This is a genomic window from Marinagarivorans algicola, assembly GCF_001292705.1.
GTDB lineage: Bacteria > Pseudomonadota > Gammaproteobacteria > Pseudomonadales > Cellvibrionaceae > Marinagarivorans > Marinagarivorans algicola.
The window spans coordinates 17,381-33,913 of record NZ_LGAK01000041.1; the positions used below are offsets into that span (position 1 = coordinate 17,381).

Consider the following 16,533-nt stretch of genomic DNA (forward strand, 5'->3'; position numbering starts at 1 on the left):
ATGCATAAAATTACATTTTTAGATCACAGTACTTTTCCCCCCAATATCACCTTTACACCTCCGCGCTTTAGACACCAATGGCAAAGCTATGACACAACAGCGCCAACGCAAACCGCCAAACATTTACAAGGTGCAACCTTTGCGATCACTAATAAAGTGGTCATCGATGAAGCTATTTTAAGCCAGTGCCCCACGCTGCAATACATTGCCGTAGCCGCCACAGGATTTAATATCGTTGACATCGCCGCATGCAAAAAGCGTAATATCGTCGTCACCAACATCACCGACTATGCTACTCATAGCGTCGCAGAACATGTATTTATGCTGATGCTTGCGTTAAATAAACAATTGAAAAACTACACTCAAGCGCTAGAGGCTGGTCAATGGCAGCAAAGCGAGCAATTTTGCTTTTTTTTAGATGGCGGCATTCATACATTACGCGGTAAAACATTGGGCCTAATAGGGACTGGGGCTATCGCAATGGCCACAGCCTCGCTGGCGCACGCGTTTGGCATGGAGGTGATTTTTTATAGCCCGTCAGGGCGTGAAGCGGTCGGCAATAATGCCTGCGTTTCACTGCCAGTGTTACTTGAGCGCTCTGATGTGGTGTCGGTGCACTGCCCATTAACCAGCGATACCCAACACCTCATCAACCCGCACACCTTAAAATTGATGAAACCCAGCGCGTTACTCATTAATACCGCACGCGGCCCTATTGTTGATGAAGCCGCAGTGATTGCCGCGCTGCAGCGCAAACAACTCGCTGGGGCAGGGCTAGATGTTGTGGCGCAAGAGCCACCCCGTGCGAATAGCTCAGTAATGCAAGCACTGAAGCACCCAGGACTCATTATTACCCCGCACGTAGCATGGGCTAGCCAAACAGCCATGCAAGCGCTGGCTAATCAACTTATGCAAAAAATAGAAGACTATGTCGCGGGTAAGCCGGTCGTTAATTTGGCGCAATAAGGCATCTTTTTTATAATTAGCGCACACTGGCTCAATACCAAAAAATCGCTCAAAGGCCTGTATAATTATAGGCCTTTTTTTGTTTGAGCCTGTAGCCCATGAGTTTTTTGGCCGCACTGCGCGTGCAACAATCCCAAGTCCAATCCCAAGCTCCATCCCAAACCGAGCAACCTCTTAAGCTATTTTACCAGCTGAGCCTTGAGCACAATACGCTGCCGACCACCGCACAACAGCGGCCCATACTACAATTACAATTAAAGGTAGGTCTTCGACCCAATAGTCCCGAAGCCAAGCCCTATAGCCCACAAACAAGCCACCTGACACTGCCGCCACCTTTTATTCACGATACCGATAAAGCAGTATTGCGCTATTTACTCAGCACACCGCTCAGTCATGGCTGGCCAGTCATCGATACCGAGTTTATCCACGCCCTACTCAATACTGAGCGCGTCATCTTTCAGCCTCTTAATGGCTCACCACAAAAAGTTGGGCTTAGTGCAACACATCAAAATATACTCTTCTGGCAATCACTCAGTAATGGGCAGCAGCAACTCGCCGCCCAAAGCTCTGCAAAACAATCTTTATTCACGACGGGTGATGCGCTAGCGGCTGTCAGTCTGATTGCACATAACACAACAGAGCTGACCTTGGTTATTCATACGTTTTGTATTAATAACCAAGCCCTCAGCCCCGCACAAGTAGCACTCTTACAGCAAGCATTAACACCTCACAACTACACTTTAAGTCCCGCTGACATTCCCGATTTTTTAATGCGTTACCAACAACCCTTTAGCGCATTGAATATTCCACTGCCTACTGCTGTCCCGTCACAGCCTTTAACCGCGCAAGTACGTGGCGCTGTTCGCTGCACACAACATCAAGGGTTAGATACACTAGCCTTAGAGTTCGTGTATATCACCGAGCATTATTGTACCTGGTTTAATGCCGATACAACCGAGCAAAGACACAGCATTATTTTTAATGATGTGCTCTACCATATTAATCGTAACCTCGCGCTTGAAGCGCCTTTTAGCGCACGCTTCAAAAAAGCCATTAAACCCTTTACATATAACAAAACCACCAATACCTACAGTCAAACACAAGATACCCTCTGGCAGACATTTTTTATTCATGAAAAATTAAAGCTTGAAAAAGAGGGCTTTTTTTTTAGGATCAACCACAATTTCACCAAACATTTTATTCAAGCCGATCATTTTTTAAGTGAACTTAAACAAAAAAGTGATGGCAGTATTCAGGTTGATTTATTTTTAGAGTTGGCAAATACACAGAAAGATAAACCCACTAAAATTAATTTACTGACCTTACTCGATCAAATTCATCAGTACAATTTAGGCCTGCAACATGGTGATATTACTCTAGTTCTTGAAGATGGACGTCTTCTTTTAATGCCTGCGGCACATGTCACTAAACTGACCGAAGAGTTTGGTGATGTCATGTTTGCAGGCCGTACAAATTTAACCTTTAACCCCAATCAAGCCTCAAGGGTGGCTCAACTTGCCGCCAGTTTACCCAAACACAGTACGTGGCAAGGAGACACGCAAATACTCGAGCACAGCCAATTATTACAGCAAGCGCCCAAAGTTATACAACAAGCCGATTGTCGCGTGAATGCGGCACTCAGACCCTACCAATGGCTAGGCGTAAACTGGATCCAGCACCTTAAAGAGTGTGGCGTTAACGGCTTATTAGCCGATGATATGGGCCTAGGTAAAACAATACAAACTATTAGCCACCTCAGCTTAGAGCGTGCTAAAAACCCACAAGCTCAACCAGCACTCGTTGTGGTACCCACCAGCTTGCTCCATAACTGGCTTAACGAATGCCATAAATTTGCACCGCACCTAAAGGTGCTTATTTATCACGGCAACCAACGCCGAGCTAAGTTAAGCAAAAGTATTGAGGCTAATAATACCCCGCATATTATTTTAACTAGCTATCAACTCATTATTAATGATAGTGATTATTTTGAGAGTGCGCTGTTTAGCTGGCTCGTACTTGATGAAGCCCAAAATATTAAAAACCCACGCACTAAAATACATATCGCCATTAAAAATGTACAGGCCGAGCATAAACTCTGTTTATCGGGTACCCCAGTAGAGAACAACCTGCAAGAGCTATGGGCCTTGATGAATTTTTTAATGCCTTTATGCTTAGGCAGCCTCAATGATTTTAAATTTCATTTTCAAAAACCGATTGAGCAAGAGGGCAATCACAAAAAATTAGCCCAATTGCTCAAGCGTATAGAGCCTTTTATACTGCGTCGCACTAAATCAATAGTGACTAAAGATTTACCCGAAAAAACAGAAATCCTACAAACAATTGATCTTGGTGAAGCGCAATACAGTTTTTACGAAAGCATTAAAAATGATACTTGGCAAGCACTACAACAAAGCTTAGAAGGCACCGAAAATCCGGGAGAGCAACAATTATTTGTACTTAGCGCTTTACTTAAATTACGCCAAGCGTGTTGTGACCCAGCCTTACTTGGCGAAAAAAGTACTCCTAGCGCTAAGCGCCAGCACTGCATACACATGGCAACTGAGTTGGCCACAGAGGGCCGCGCTCTGTTAATTTTTTCTCAATTTACCAGCATGCTCGATATTTTAGCCTCAGACTTAAAAGCTGCTGGAATCAGCTATGGCTTGTTAACCGGCAAAACCCAAAACCGCCAAGCACTCGTTGAGCAGTTTCAAGCTGGGGCCTTTCCTGTTTTTTTAATCAGCCTGAAAGCCGGAGGTGTAGGTTTAAACTTAACCCGCGCCGATACAGTGATTCACTATGACCCTTGGTGGAATAGCGCAGCACAGCAACAGGCGACCGATCGCGCACACCGCATCGGACAAAAAAATGCCGTCTTTGTGTATAAACTGATCGCCAAAGATACCATTGAAGAAAAAATAGCGGCACTACAAGCGCGCAAAGCCGAGCTTGGCCAAACCATCAATCAGCAAGCACAGCAAACAGGCGCTAATTTTTCAATGAAGCTAGAAGAGCTACTGAGCCTTTGGATCGACGAGGACGCTGCATGCTAAACCCTCAATAGTGATTATTCAGCCGTCACGTGCTAACTGCCGACGTAGACAACGCTGAATAATTTCCATTTTTACTGCCTCCTCCGCTTGAGACCAGCATTTGATCTCTTCAAGGGTACGATGGCAACCAGAGCACACATCGTTTGCGTCAAGGTTACAGCTTTTGATACAAGGTGAAAGAATGACACTGGATGTCGTTAGCATACCAATGGGCCTTATCTGTGGCGTTAAAATTTGCAAAATTGCGCTAACCGCCATCATAGTAACGTATTTGGCACTTATTTATTCGTAAAAATACCCGAAATAATATCGTGCTATCTTTACTATCAGCCTTCAACCCTCTAAACGCATAGACAGCAAGCTGTCATCCATATTGAATAACAAAGCGCGTAAGCCGCCTCATCTACTATTAAACCTATAATCTCTTTTACTATTAAACCTATAATCTCTTTAGCAATATTTACATTGACTGCTAGTATCTTTAATGGAAATGACGCTATTTGATGTCTACAAATAATCGATAATCATGAGTTCATCATTGATAAGACATTTACAGTTGATAAATTTTTACATCATTAGAAATTTATATAACAAAAACATATAAGCTATTTTTTAATAAGGAGTTCTAATGTTTTTTTCAGGCGGTCTGCAATTCATTAGATGACTATTGATGTATTGATGTGCATCTGGCCATGTATTCAATCACTAAAATATAAGGGCAATATAATGAGATTATTTATTGTTAGTTTAATGTCACTTTTGATGTTGTTTTCTCTACCTGCGATTTCTGATATTAAGTTTACCGGCTATGGCTCTATTATAGGGGGAAGAACATTAGGCCAGGTAGATGATCCGTTGCAACCGGGTCAAAAGCGCGATGAAATACTTACCGCTGATTTTTATGATGTAGGCCAGTACAACAATGACTTTACATTTAATGCAGAATCTATTTTTGCACTACAAACAGTGGTTAAACTGAGTGATCAGCTCAAAATTACTGGGCAACTAGTCGCTAAAGCAGTAGATAAATTTCAGCCAGAATTTGACTGGTACTATTTAACTTACACCGCCAACGATAGCTTAACGTTTATGGCGGGTAGAAGAAATATTCCCATGTATTACTACTCGGAATATTCAGAAGTAGGGTTTGCTTATCCCTGGATGCGTCCACCTTCAAACTTGTACTGGTGGCAGGTCACTCAATTTAACGGCTTACATGCCATGTACGATTTTGAATTAGGTAAGTATGATAATACCCTTACCTTTTTTTATGGCAATGAATACTCTAACGATAATGTAGAGCTACTATATTACAATAAACTGTATGGCGGCTCAGCTCAAGCCATTAATGAATTTTGGACAAAAATTGCTGGCCTTAACTGGAATATATCGGGTGACAATTTTGACCTTAGATTTGTGTACTTTCAAAATAATCGAGGCCGTGAAACCATTGAACAAGATGGCAGTATTACAGACGGCACACCTTTTACGCAAAGCTTTATGGGGGTAGGCGGTAAAGTAGATATTCAAAATTTAACCGTCCTTTTTGACTGGAACGTCGCGCAATACAAAGACGCTGTAGAAACAAAATTTCCTACTTATTTAGTCTCGCTCGTGTACAACATTGGTGATTATCAGCCGTATATTGTTTACTCAAAAGCAAATCAAGAACAGGGCAAATTACAAATTACCAAAGACTTAGAAGAGCATTATATTATGGGTTATGGGTTGCGTTATAACGTACTACCCAACGCATCACTCAAATTGCAGTATGATCATTTTGAAGATGAAGGCAATGCCGCAACAGGCTGGGCCTATCACGGTAACTCTGACACGGTGACTGTCGGCTTAGATTTTATTCTATAAATCGCCGACTAAAGAGAACACTGAATAAATAAAAACCGAGCTTAAAAGGCTCGGTTTTTTTATGCCAATAAGTCAATTAGCTGGTACTACGTTGGTTCAATCTCGTTTAGGTGTTTACCCACGGCTAACCACGCCGAAAACAAACCTAAAAAAGTACTGACTGCTAACAACGATAAATTATCGAATAAACTTAAGCCTGCGAGCGCAAAGCTGCTTTGATAAGCGGCGGCTAAGCTTGCGACCGACTCAGCCAGCGATTGGTGACCAAGCTCGACCAGCAGCACCGCCAAAGCGCCACCAAAAAAGCCATACCATGCACCCGTGTACAAAAAGGGCCGGCGTACAAAACCATTCGTACCACCGACAAGCTTCACAATCACAATTTCGTCGCGGCGGCTTTCGATAGCTAAACGAATACTATTACCCAGCGCGAGCAACACCCCCAAACCTAAAAGACTGGCAAGAATAGTGACTATTTTTTTGCCAAGCACCATAATTTCTCGTAAACGACGCACCCAATCCATATCCATATCCACCGATTCAACTAAAGCACTTTTAGACATACTTTGACCTAAGGCCGCCAAACCTGCAGGTGTGGCGGCTTGCGCAGATGGGGTCACGACCAGTGTTGGCGGTAGAGGATTTTGCTCGAGTAAATCTAAGGCATTGCCAAAGCCCGCCATTGTTTGAAAGCTCGCGAGGGCTTCTTTAGGCGATATATACTCCACACTTTTCACATCAGCACGATCACTCAGCTCTTTTTGAAAGCCCTCAATCGCCGCTTCACGGGCACGCGTATGTAAATATACCGAGATTTTAGGGCTTGCATCCCAGCTATCGCCCAAGCTTTGCACATTATTGATCGCGATAAAAAGGGTCGTCGGTAGCGCCAACGCAATCGCCACCACTAAGCTTGTCATAATCGTTTGCAGCGGCATACCCAGTAAGCGCAGTAAGCTGCTCACGGCAGATATACGATGGTGCTGACGCCAGCTTTTAAACTTTTGCCCAAAAGGCGTTTGGCTTTGCACTGCACCGCGTTGATTAGCCAAGTCTTTGGACGCGTTTTTGGCTGGGCTCATTTTTGCGCCTTGCGTTTTTTTACTCACCACATTGCTCCATCATGCGTTAATTGACCGCCTTCAAGAGTCAGTACGCGCCGGTTCATGCGTTTAATCAGCTCAATATCATGACTTGCAATCATTACCGTGACGCCCACCTCACTAAATTGGCGAAATAGCTCCATAATCTCGGCGCTCAACTCGGGATCAAGATTACCAGTGGGTTCATCGGCAAGTAAAACAGGCGGCTTATTCACTACGGCACGGGCAATACCGACACGCTGCTGCTCCCCGCCCGAGAGCGAAATAGGTAAAGCATTTTCTTTGCTCAATAGGCCCACTTTATCGAGCGCTGCACGTACACGACGCGCTACATCACGGTGATGTATACCGCAAATTTGTAAAGGCAGTGCAACGTTTTCAAAAACCGAGCGATCAAACAATAATTGATGATTTTGAAAAACAGCACCCACTTGGCGACGGTGATAGGGCACATGGCTAGAGCCCAAACGGCCTAAATTGCGCCCTGCAATCATGACTTCACCACTGGTGGGCTTTTCCATCAACATAATAAGCTTCATTAGGGTGCTTTTGCCTGCACCTGAGTGGCCCGTTAAAAATACAATCTCTCGCTCTTCTACGCTAAAACTGACTTTATTTAACGCTTCTTGCCCTGTGGCATAGCGTTTACACACATCATGAAATTCGATCATTACCAGCGATATTCCTTTGTCAATAGGGTTTTGCAGGCTTAATTAGGCATAATCGTCATACGACAGCCAAGTAAATGATGCTTACTGTAGCGCGCTAAGGCGCTTTCGCCAAATAAGGTAGGAGTCGATGAGGAATAGAGCGTGATTTTGTATTAATACCTGCCGGTATATAGTGGCCAAAACACAGATGCACCCGCACACCACCACAACAACGCGACGGCGCCCACCCTTAAGTGTTTTACACACACGTTAAACATAACGACCAGAACTTAAAAGGTGGGCGATTCAAGGCTAAACGACGCATGAGAGCCGCTAGAGTATACAAACACTCTAAGCGAGTTCTTACTCATCGTCCCCGTCTTTTCTAAACAATGCATTAACAAAAGCTTTAGCTCTAAAGGGCTGAAGGTCTTCTATACCCTCACCAACACCAATCAAGCGAATGGGCAAACCCAATTTTTGGCTCAGCGCAAAAATAACACCACCTTTAGCCGTACCGTCGAGCTTAGTTAACGCTAAACCTGTCACGCCTGCCACTGTCTGAAAGTGCTCTGCTTGATTCACGGCATTTTGGCCGGTACCCGCATCGAGCACCAAGAGCACCTCGTGTGGCGCGGTATTATCGACTTTGCCCATCACGCGCTTCACTTTAGCAAGCTCTTCCATCAAGTGACTTTTGTTATGCAAGCGCCCGGCGGTATCACAGATCACGACATCGAGTTGCTTAGATTTTGCCGAGGCAATAGCATCATAAATAACACTCGCGCTGTCGGCGCCGGTGTGCTGCGCCACCACATGGATATCATTGCGCTCGCCCCACACTTGTAGCTGCTCTACCGCCGCAGCACGGAAGGTATCACCGGCCGCTAGCATCACACTTTTCCCTTCTTGGCGCAGCTGATAAGCCAGCTTGCCAATCGTCGTTGTTTTACCCACACCGTTTACGCCTACCACTAAAATCACATAGGGCTGCTTAGTGCTATCAATCACCAGTGGCTGCTCGGCAGGGGTAATAATATCGAGTAACTTAGTTTGCAGCGCCGCATACAGGGCATCGGAGTCGGCTAATTGCTTACGCTCTACTTCAGCGGTTAATGCATCAATAATATCAGTGGTTGCTTCAATACCCACGTCAGCCATTAAAAGCTGTGTTTCTAGCTCTTCGAGCAACTCGTCATCAATGGCTTTTTTGCCCAATAGCAAATTGCCAAAGCCTTCTGCAAATTGATGACTGGTACGAGCTAGGCCGTTTTTAATCCGCGCAAACCAGCTTTGTGACTTGGGTTTTTCTCGGGTCTCGGCCGTATGCACCGCTGGCGCTTCAATTTTTACTGGCTGCGCATTGCTTGATGCCGCATCAGAGTCTGACTCAATACTCTGACTATCGCGGCTAAATAAGCCCATAAAGCCTTTTTTCTCGGCTTTTACTTCACTTTTTGCGGGAGTTTCGGGTTTTTTTGGAGCAGAATTTTGGGTTTTATCGCGTTTAAAAAACATGGGCTATTAACTGTCGCCGTTGGCGTTTACAAATAGAAGGGAAAGGTAGCCGCACAGGCTATAGCTGTCTATATAAGCGGCGTACAAAATTTAGACGTAATCGTACCATTTTGTAGGTTGTTTGCTCCAGCGATGAATAATCGAGACGCACGCAATCACTGTGTTAATTGTGGTGCTCCGTACACGCCATTGGCATTGCGCCGCTCTTATACCCCGCCTGTGCCGTTAGCCCAGTAAATATTCAACAAAGGCATTGCGGACGATCTCTAATGCATCTTTTTCTGGGCCAAGATTAGCGCGCATCACCTCGGCAATGCTATTAAGGCTATTCACCCCATCAACTTTTGCCGCCAGCTGCTCAAGCACCGCGTTGCCTTGTGTGTTAAACGTGATATTTATCGGGATAGGTAAGTGTGGTAAAAGCACCCACGCCGGTGGCTGTGTAGGTAGAGGGTGTGTTGGTAAGAGATGTGTTTGCACGGGATGAGTAGCGTTAGCCAAAGGCGCAACAGCGGCGAATGTCCAAATTTGCTCAGTGCGTGTTTGTGCATTAAGAGGGCTATTGAGGTAAGCACTGGTTTCAATATTTTGGTAAACCACCTCAAAACCCGCTAACACCAGTAACTCGATAATCTCATCATGGCTGAGCTTTTGTGCATCGTTAAGGCTGGCACTGTACAGCAGTGGCCCAGTATTCAACCAAAGGCCACCGGGCTTTAAGTACTTTTGTACTTGGGCAATTAATGCCGCAGGTTCACGGCCATTAACATCCATAAACCAAGGGGTCACCACGCTATCAAAACAGCCAGGTTTAAGCGGTGGCTGCCACGCGTTACCCGCCATGGCATACCAATGCTGTAAGTGTTCGCGCGGTGTCGTGTAATCGGGCCAAGGCCTGTAAGGCAATGACCACACATGGTGAGTGGCAAACCCATGCTGAGGCTGGGAATTAAGCTCGGGTAGCTGCCATGCAATATTTTGTGTTACCAAGCGGTGAGCAGCAGTTATTAAGAGTAAATTAGCATCTAAGGCGATTGTATGACTGGCGCCTAACTGCATATGCATATCAACACTTAAACGCCCAGCACCTGCTCCTATCACCCATGTATCACCCAAATCTTTGCCCGTTGCCTTGAGTGCAACGGCAATACGGTTTAGCTCCGCTCTATTTTCGTCCACCGTATTGCGACCAATAACGTGATTAGTCCCGCTATCGGCATCCAACGCCTCAGTCGCCGGCCATGCCCAATCACGCAATAGCAGCTCGTAGTATTGCAACATATGGCTCGCGTCATGATCAGCGTACTCGGCATGTTTTATCGCGCTTAAGCCAGCATCGGCCAATAATGTATTTAGCGCGCCTAATAAGGCTTGATTGCCCTCACAAAGTTGCTGCAAGCGCGCTTGTGTACTGGCTAACTGTGTTTTGTCATTTAATAATGCTTGGCTTTGAACTAGGTTGGTTTCGCCGCGCTCAAGCATGTTGGCATACAAGTTTTGCCATACAGCTTGTTGCCCTATACCCGTATCAAACCAGCATGGCATACCAGCTAAATCAAAATAGTGTTCACTACAGTTTTGGCACCTTTGCTGTTCGGGCTCAAACCCACTATGTGTATCGGCTTGGCATTTGGGGCAAGCCAGCAAATGGGAGGGGGGCGTGTGACATTTGGCAGTGTGGTGCATGGGTACCCTTAGCAACGTATGGCTGAATACAAGGATTTATTGCGCATCGCGTACAAGGCGCACGCTATAGGTTTGATCGGTTTGAATATTAAGAATATCGCCCGTTTTAAAATTAATCCGCCAAGCGTAACCGCCTTCGCGACGCCCGGGTGTACTGGTCCAAAATTCGGCCGCTGTTGTACTCGGAAACACAGTCTCGTTAATGGCAGGCCCGGTACAAGCACGCTCTACAATTGAGGCTAGTTCGTTTTTATTGGGTAAGCGCCAATCACTATAGCCGCCCAACGGGCTGGCCTTTGATGCCTCTAGTGCTTGCGGCCATGTAAATAAGCGCTGTTGCTCAAGGTTTAAATTGCAACGGCTTTTCTCGGTTTGCCATTGCTGCCCCAGTGCACAGCGTTGCCACATTAGCCCGGTGTGGGTATCGGTGACGACATCGGCTTGCAATGTAAAACGGCTAGTAGGTGTTTCTTGGCGTAGGCCATTCACACACGCCGCATGACTCACACTAGCGAATAAAAAAGCCCCACAAAAAAGGGAGGTTATAGATAGTGAGCGCTGACATCTTTTCAATTGAATGAACATTACTGTTGCCCCCCGCTCACCAAGCGCGTATAGGTATCTAATGTTTTGAGCGCCGTGCCATTCCCGCCATCACTAAAGTACACATACCACGCGTTAGCGCGGTTAGGGGCGTAACTTTGGTAGCTCCAATACTGGTCATTTTTAGCATTGGGGAAGTAATCGGTATCAATGGCGTAATCTAAGTTAGCGCTCACAGCAATACTTAAAAGCTCATTAACACTGGGTAAACGCCATTGCTGAGTACCGCACAGCGCTTGCGTATTGGCCGCTGCAATGTAGGCTGCGGTATTACACGCGATACCATTGCAATCATCAGTGCTGGCAAGGCCTTCATTACCGCCGTTACGGGTCGTATCTGGGTCAAACCAGGTATAGCGTAAATCACGAAAGTTAACCGCTGTAGGGACATCGGACTTCACCTCCCACAAAAGCCCGGTGTGGTGGTCTTGCACGCAGCGCCACTGCGTATTGGCCGCCTCAGACCCTGCCGCTTGCCACGCCAATGACTGCTGGGCCAATGTGCTGCCATCGGTGGCGATTTTACTCCAATCAAAACCCGCTTGCCCGCCACCGGTTTTCACTAAACCCACTTGTGCATCGCGCCCTTGGTTACCATCTTGAGCACTTGCCACAAAACAATCCTCTTCTAGTCCGCTTGAGTCACGGCAAAAAGTGGTGCCTGTATCGTTCAGCGGCTTGGCCAGCAACTTAGCCACCGGAGGCTCCACAGCCGCTCCCTTACAACCACTAACACCAATAGCGGCGAGTAATAACGTCACCCTCATAAAACACTGTTTTAGATTTATAGACATTACGCTCAACAACCCTCCAAAAAGACCAAAAAAAAGCCCATACATTACTGTACGAGCCTTTTATGAGATAGGCCATCTAATACGCCTAATTTATACGCTAAGCAATATTGGCGTTTTTCTCAATATCGGTCGTACTAGAGGCAATTTGACCTTTAACGCCTAGCCCTTCAGCAATATCCATCATTAGATCACGGTTACTCCCACCGCCGCCTACGCGCCCTTTAGGGAAACCAGCCATGTTAGTCGCCATTAAGTTGGGGCAGCCGCCTGTGGTATGCGAAATACCGTCTTGGTCGGTCGTTTGTAAAAACACAGTATTGTCGATCATATTGCCGCCGGCAGGATCTGGCGTATCAATCAATGTTTTTACAATGTGCGCCACACCGGTATGCACGTACTTGGTAATGGTAATCAAATCATCACGGCCACGACCATGACACGTTTGATGGTGGCCTTCACTGAACGTGGGGCCTGCATAACGCCATTCGCTCTGGCTATCATCTAACTGAATTGTCGCTACGTTACTCAACCCGCAGCGCATGGCGGTAATGGCAATCTCAGCCATAATTTTAATTTCTGTTTGTACACCGCCGCCTTCATCCATCGCATTGAGCGAGGCAATGGCAGGGTCAGCACAACCCATAGGGGGGACAAATTTAGAGGCATCATCTAAGCGCTTACGAATACGATCCAATGCAGCAAAATGCTCATCAAGACGGGCTTTTTCTTCACTGCCGAGCTTTTTCTTTAATTCATCAAGCGCAGCTTTATTGGCATCGAGTGCCGAGGCTTGCTGTTTGAATAAAGCTTCTGCAGCACCACCGGGAGGTGGTCCACCAAAGTAGGTGTCGTAAGCTGTGGTTGCGTTGCTCTCCGGAATAATGGGGTCACCATTACGACGCCCCATAACATCCCCTTTTGATTTAGGCACGCGCACACCTAAGTTAAGCGCTGAATAAGGTGTGTTAGCACTTAAAATACGCGATAACTGAACATCAAAGCTATCGCCCGAGCCAATATTCATCGCCGCATGCGAAGACCCATGGCCGCCACCAATAACGTTAACCAGATGGAAGTTGCAATAAGCTGCCACCTCTGAATAAGGTGCGCTTGATTGGTTCATACTGCTAATGCTGCTTGGCATCCAAGAGCCTTGCGGTGCACCTGCAGGGTGGTTAAACGTTAAAAAGCGCTTAGGGGTTTCGCCTGCAGCCTCTGCAAAACGGTTCACCATAGCGCCGCCTACAAAGGGGCTTGCGCGCCATAACGCCGATGATATGCCTGCTTTAGAGACCATATCAAGGAATTTGCGGCGCTGTCTGTTGAATTTACGATCTTCAGTAGTCATTCCTATTTACCTTTATTTTATTCTTTGAGCCTAGACAACTGCTGGCTAGCCAGCAGTTGGCCGCGTGTTATTGCGCTTTACGATAGCGTAGCAAGTCTTGCATAACCATTTCGGTCATGACAGCGCGAGGGTTTTTGCTCGCAGCGTTATAAGCTGTCGTGGCTTTATCTTCTACACATTTAAAATCTGTGCGCTGCTGTGCAGTTAAAGAAGATTCAAAGTTGGCATCAACAGAGGTTTCTTTAATGGGCATACCCGCCACAAAACGGAAGGTTTTATCCATTAAACACTCTTCAACACCGGGTAACTGGGCAATCACTTTAGATAAACCTTTAGCACCATTAAATTCAATAGCGCCCGAGTTATCGGTCACCGTTGTTGCGCCGTATAAGGTGCCTGTATTATCGATATCTAAGTCCATACCCGTGCTCCCTTTTTGGGTATCACGCCATTGGCCCACTTGGTCAAAATCTTCGGTACCAAAGAGTGGGTTAATTTGATATTCGTGACAACCAGCACACGCAGGGCTGTCAGTAATGACTTCATAGTAACGACGCGTAGTGGCAATACCTTTTTTATATTCTTCATCCGCTAATGCCAATAACGCATCACGATCGGCCACTAGTAGCGGTGGGGGTGCAATATGCTGACAGAGCATTTGCTCGCGCATACGTACCGCACGGATAATGGGTGCAGTTTTGTCTGGGTGCGCGTTAACCGTCATAAAGGCGCCGGTAGTTAAAATACCACCGCGTTTCTCTAGGCTATCAACCACTTGCCAATCATCAGCGCCCGTACTGCCCGAAACCACACCGTAGTAATCGGCCAAGGTTTTATTGAGCACGGTAAAATCACCGCTGTATAAGCTGTTGAATTCACGATTGTTATAGAAGATCTCACGGAATAGCTCACGCACCTCTTCAGCCATCGACTCGCGTACAGCCATCGTGTAGTTAGGAAACTCGGTGGCATCACGATTAGCCCCTGAGTCTGTCACTTTGTCGGTTTCAAACCAGTAACCCGCAAAAGCCCCCATGCGCTCACGACCCCTTGGGCTATCGAGTAAACGCTCAACTTGTGCACGAATTTGCGCCTCGTAATGCAAACCATCGTTGTTGGCCGCATCAAACAACGCTTTATCGGGCGTAGAACCCGTCAACGTGTAGGCCAATAACGTCGCGTACTCATAAGGATCGAGTACATAGCTATCGGGGTCAGCTTTTTTCATTTTTTCTTCATCGCCACGTGCTGGCGTATAAAGCTCTAATTTACCAAAGGTAAAGCCGCTGACATAAAACTTTGAGTTGTTAGGTAGCTGATTATTAATCTGGACATTCTTACTGGCATTCGAGCTTAAACCTTCCAACTTATAGCGGTATGTTTTGGGTTTATCCGTAGTAATCTCCTCTTCAAACTCTTTGCCACCAATCGTAAATTTAACTTGAGTGGGCAACTCACCGTTGGCACCTTTAGTGGCTTTTACTGTAAAAGCTACAATATCATTTCCAGTCCAGTTATAGGTGGTTTGAGAGCCGGCATAGTACCTGATTTCTGTAAAACCATCGGCATCTGGCGTACCAATATTCCACTGCGTTAACGGCGGAGCAGGGCGATAATAAGGCACCGGCTCTGTCGCAAGCACCTCTGAAACTTTATGACCAAGCTCAGAGCGGTATAAAAACTGTGGCGAGTTTAATGCTGTAACTAGCGAAAACTGTAAACCGTCGGAGCCTGTTGCGTTATCGAATATTTTTTCATAAATAGCGCGCTCCGCATCCGTTAAGGGGCGGCGATACATCATGGGTGCAAATTCATCAATAAATTTATCAGCACAACCACCGTTACAGCTAAAGGGTTTGTCATTCTCAACAGCCCAAGCAGCAATGCTTTCGGCGGCTGCCCAGTATTTATTGGCACGGTTTTCACCAACAACAGTTGTCGCATTATTCGGGAATTTACCTTTTTTACCATCACCTACAATTTTATCGGTGTAGTTAGTATCTAAACCTAGTAAATCTTCGAGTGAATTTTGATACTCATCAACGGTTAATAGGCGTAAGCGACGCGGGGTATACCCTATGGTATCGGGGTTGCTACACGTCACTGTCGCCGGACGCCATGTTTCTAGGTAAGCGGTAATATCAGCAGCACACTGATCAACACATGTTGTTGGCTCTGCAATTTGTAAGGGCATTTCTTCATGCACCTTGGCAAAGAGCGACTGCGAAGTGTATTTGTTGACGTTAAGCGGATTGATCGCACCGTCTTCGTTATTGCTTGTCCCATGACAGGCATTGCAATTGTGCGCACTAAAAAGGTCAGCCCCTTTTAACGCATCTGCCGCAAAGCTGGCATAAAGCGGTGTTGAACCACCCACAGGCGGTACGCTGCTGTTACTCGCGCTTGAGGTGGGCATACTGGATACAGGGGTGCTTGAGACCGGTGTACTGGAAGTCGTAACTTGCGAGCTACTACTCACAGGGGCTGGCGTACTACTAACAGGTGTACTACTAATAGGCACACTGGATACGCTAGCAATACTGGAAGATGCAATAACATCCACGCTAGAAGAGCTCCCTTCTTCATCGGTTCCCGAACACGCTGCTAACACAGCTGACACGAGTGCTAATGGCACAATTTTGCGCATTGTTGCTTCCTCTTAAAAAATTGAACCTGATTGCTGTACCGATCCAGCAAGGTACTATATGAGGTACTATATTAAATACCTACACAAAAGCCATCGTCAGTGAGCGTCTCAGATCTATAGTCGTATATATCAAATATCAGTACCAATCATAGAGTGTCTTAGTTATGTGCGATACGACATATAGCCTGATTTAGTTAATAAACGGGTGGTGAGTTTCGAAAATGCGAACATAAACACAATTAATACCCGTATAAACGACAGAACCTCAGGTCAATCTCCCACTAAATCTTCAACAACTG

At 46.1% G+C, this 16,533-nt stretch carries 12 protein-coding genes; 3 read left to right on the forward strand and 9 right to left on the reverse strand.

Features of this window, described 5'->3' with window-relative positions:
* Together AC438_RS12900 and AC438_RS12905 are read left to right on the forward strand one after the other, a co-directional pair.
* Nucleotides 1-966 carry a D-2-hydroxyacid dehydrogenase gene (locus tag AC438_RS12900; RefSeq protein WP_053981679.1) on the forward strand — a complete coding sequence of 322 codons (966 nt, stop codon included), beginning with the start codon at nt 1-3 and terminating at the stop codon, nt 964-966.
* A 98-nt stretch (nt 967-1,064) separates the two neighbouring features.
* Complete coding sequence (locus tag AC438_RS12905; RefSeq protein WP_053981680.1) at nt 1,065-4,019, forward strand: DEAD/DEAH box helicase; 2,955 nt, start codon at nt 1,065-1,067, stop codon at nt 4,017-4,019.
* Nucleotides 4,020-4,037: 18 nt separating this feature from the next.
* Here AC438_RS12905 and AC438_RS16640 read toward each other — a convergent pair whose 3' ends face one another.
* Complete coding sequence (locus AC438_RS16640; protein ID WP_338011127.1) at nt 4,038-4,280, reverse strand: DUF1289 domain-containing protein; 243 nt, start codon at nt 4,278-4,280, stop codon at nt 4,038-4,040.
* 465 nt (nt 4,281-4,745) lie between these two features.
* Here AC438_RS16640 and AC438_RS12910 point away from each other — a divergent pair, with 465 nt between their 5' ends.
* Nucleotides 4,746-5,885 carry a hypothetical protein gene (locus AC438_RS12910; RefSeq protein WP_053981681.1) on the forward strand — a complete coding sequence of 380 codons (1,140 nt, stop codon included), beginning with the start codon at nt 4,746-4,748 and terminating at the stop codon, nt 5,883-5,885.
* Nucleotides 5,886-5,971: 86 nt separating this feature from the next.
* Here AC438_RS12910 and ftsX read toward each other — a convergent pair whose 3' ends face one another.
* The 8 genes from ftsX to AC438_RS12950 all read right to left on the reverse strand — a co-directional run bounded on the left by ftsX (nt 5,972) and on the right by AC438_RS12950 (nt 16,234).
* The gene (ftsX, locus tag AC438_RS12915) at nt 5,972-6,967 is read right to left on the reverse strand and encodes a permease-like cell division protein FtsX (RefSeq protein ID WP_053981699.1); all 996 of its coding nucleotides are present in this window, start codon (nt 6,965-6,967) and stop codon (nt 5,972-5,974) included.
* A gap of 23 nt (nt 6,968-6,990) precedes the next feature.
* Nucleotides 6,991-7,659, reverse strand: a complete 669-nt coding sequence (ftsE, locus tag AC438_RS12920; RefSeq protein WP_053981682.1) for a cell division ATP-binding protein FtsE — start codon at nt 7,657-7,659, stop codon at nt 6,991-6,993.
* A 342-nt stretch (nt 7,660-8,001) separates the two neighbouring features.
* On the reverse strand, nt 8,002-9,156 hold the full coding sequence (gene ftsY, locus AC438_RS12925; RefSeq protein WP_082354151.1) for a signal recognition particle-docking protein FtsY: 1,155 nt from the start codon (nt 9,154-9,156) through the stop codon (nt 8,002-8,004).
* A gap of 225 nt (nt 9,157-9,381) precedes the next feature.
* Nucleotides 9,382-10,842 carry a class I SAM-dependent methyltransferase gene (locus AC438_RS12930; protein ID WP_053981683.1) on the reverse strand — a complete coding sequence of 487 codons (1,461 nt, stop codon included), beginning with the start codon at nt 10,840-10,842 and terminating at the stop codon, nt 9,382-9,384.
* Between the two features lie 36 nt (nt 10,843-10,878).
* Nucleotides 10,879-11,331 (reverse strand): Lcl C-terminal domain-containing protein, encoded by a 453-nt coding sequence (locus tag AC438_RS12935; protein ID WP_162230741.1) that lies wholly within the window; start codon nt 11,329-11,331, stop codon nt 10,879-10,881.
* A 95-nt stretch (nt 11,332-11,426) separates the two neighbouring features.
* Complete coding sequence (locus AC438_RS12940) at nt 11,427-12,239, reverse strand: Lcl C-terminal domain-containing protein (protein ID WP_162230742.1); 813 nt, start codon at nt 12,237-12,239, stop codon at nt 11,427-11,429.
* Between the two features lie 97 nt (nt 12,240-12,336).
* Nucleotides 12,337-13,587, reverse strand: coding sequence for a DUF1552 domain-containing protein (locus tag AC438_RS12945; protein WP_053981686.1), 1,251 nt, complete (start codon nt 13,585-13,587; stop codon nt 12,337-12,339).
* 67 nt (nt 13,588-13,654) lie between these two features.
* A complete protein-coding gene (locus tag AC438_RS12950) occupies nt 13,655-16,234 on the reverse strand; it encodes a DUF1592 domain-containing protein (protein ID WP_053981687.1) in 2,580 nt (859 codons plus the stop codon).
* Between the last annotated feature and the right edge of the window lie 299 nt (nt 16,235-16,533).

What these genes read in the sequence shown, in the direction of transcription:
- AC438_RS12900 (WP_053981679.1), top strand. Translation starts at nt 1, where the DNA reads ATGCATAAAATTACATTTTTAGATCACAGTACTTTTCCCCCCAATATC.
- AC438_RS12905 (WP_053981680.1), top strand. Translation starts at nt 1,065, where the DNA reads ATGAGTTTTTTGGCCGCACTGCGCGTGCAACAATCCCAAGTCCAATCC.
- AC438_RS16640 (WP_338011127.1), bottom strand. Translation starts at nt 4,280, where the DNA reads ATGATGGCGGTTAGCGCAATTTTGCAAATTTTAACGCCACAGATAAGG.
- AC438_RS12910 (WP_053981681.1), top strand. Translation starts at nt 4,746, where the DNA reads ATGAGATTATTTATTGTTAGTTTAATGTCACTTTTGATGTTGTTTTCT.
- ftsX (WP_053981699.1), bottom strand. Translation starts at nt 6,967, where the DNA reads ATGAGCCCAGCCAAAAACGCGTCCAAAGACTTGGCTAATCAACGCGGT.
- ftsE (WP_053981682.1), bottom strand. Translation starts at nt 7,659, where the DNA reads ATGATCGAATTTCATGATGTGTGTAAACGCTATGCCACAGGGCAAGAA.
- ftsY (WP_082354151.1), bottom strand. Translation starts at nt 9,156, where the DNA reads ATGTTTTTTAAACGCGATAAAACCCAAAATTCTGCTCCAAAAAAACCC.
- AC438_RS12930 (WP_053981683.1), bottom strand. Translation starts at nt 10,842, where the DNA reads ATGCACCACACTGCCAAATGTCACACGCCCCCCTCCCATTTGCTGGCT.
- AC438_RS12940 (WP_162230742.1), bottom strand. Translation starts at nt 12,239, where the DNA reads ATGTCTATAAATCTAAAACAGTGTTTTATGAGGGTGACGTTATTACTC.
- AC438_RS12945 (WP_053981686.1), bottom strand. Translation starts at nt 13,587, where the DNA reads ATGACTACTGAAGATCGTAAATTCAACAGACAGCGCCGCAAATTCCTT.
- AC438_RS12950 (WP_053981687.1), bottom strand. Translation starts at nt 16,234, where the DNA reads ATGCGCAAAATTGTGCCATTAGCACTCGTGTCAGCTGTGTTAGCAGCG.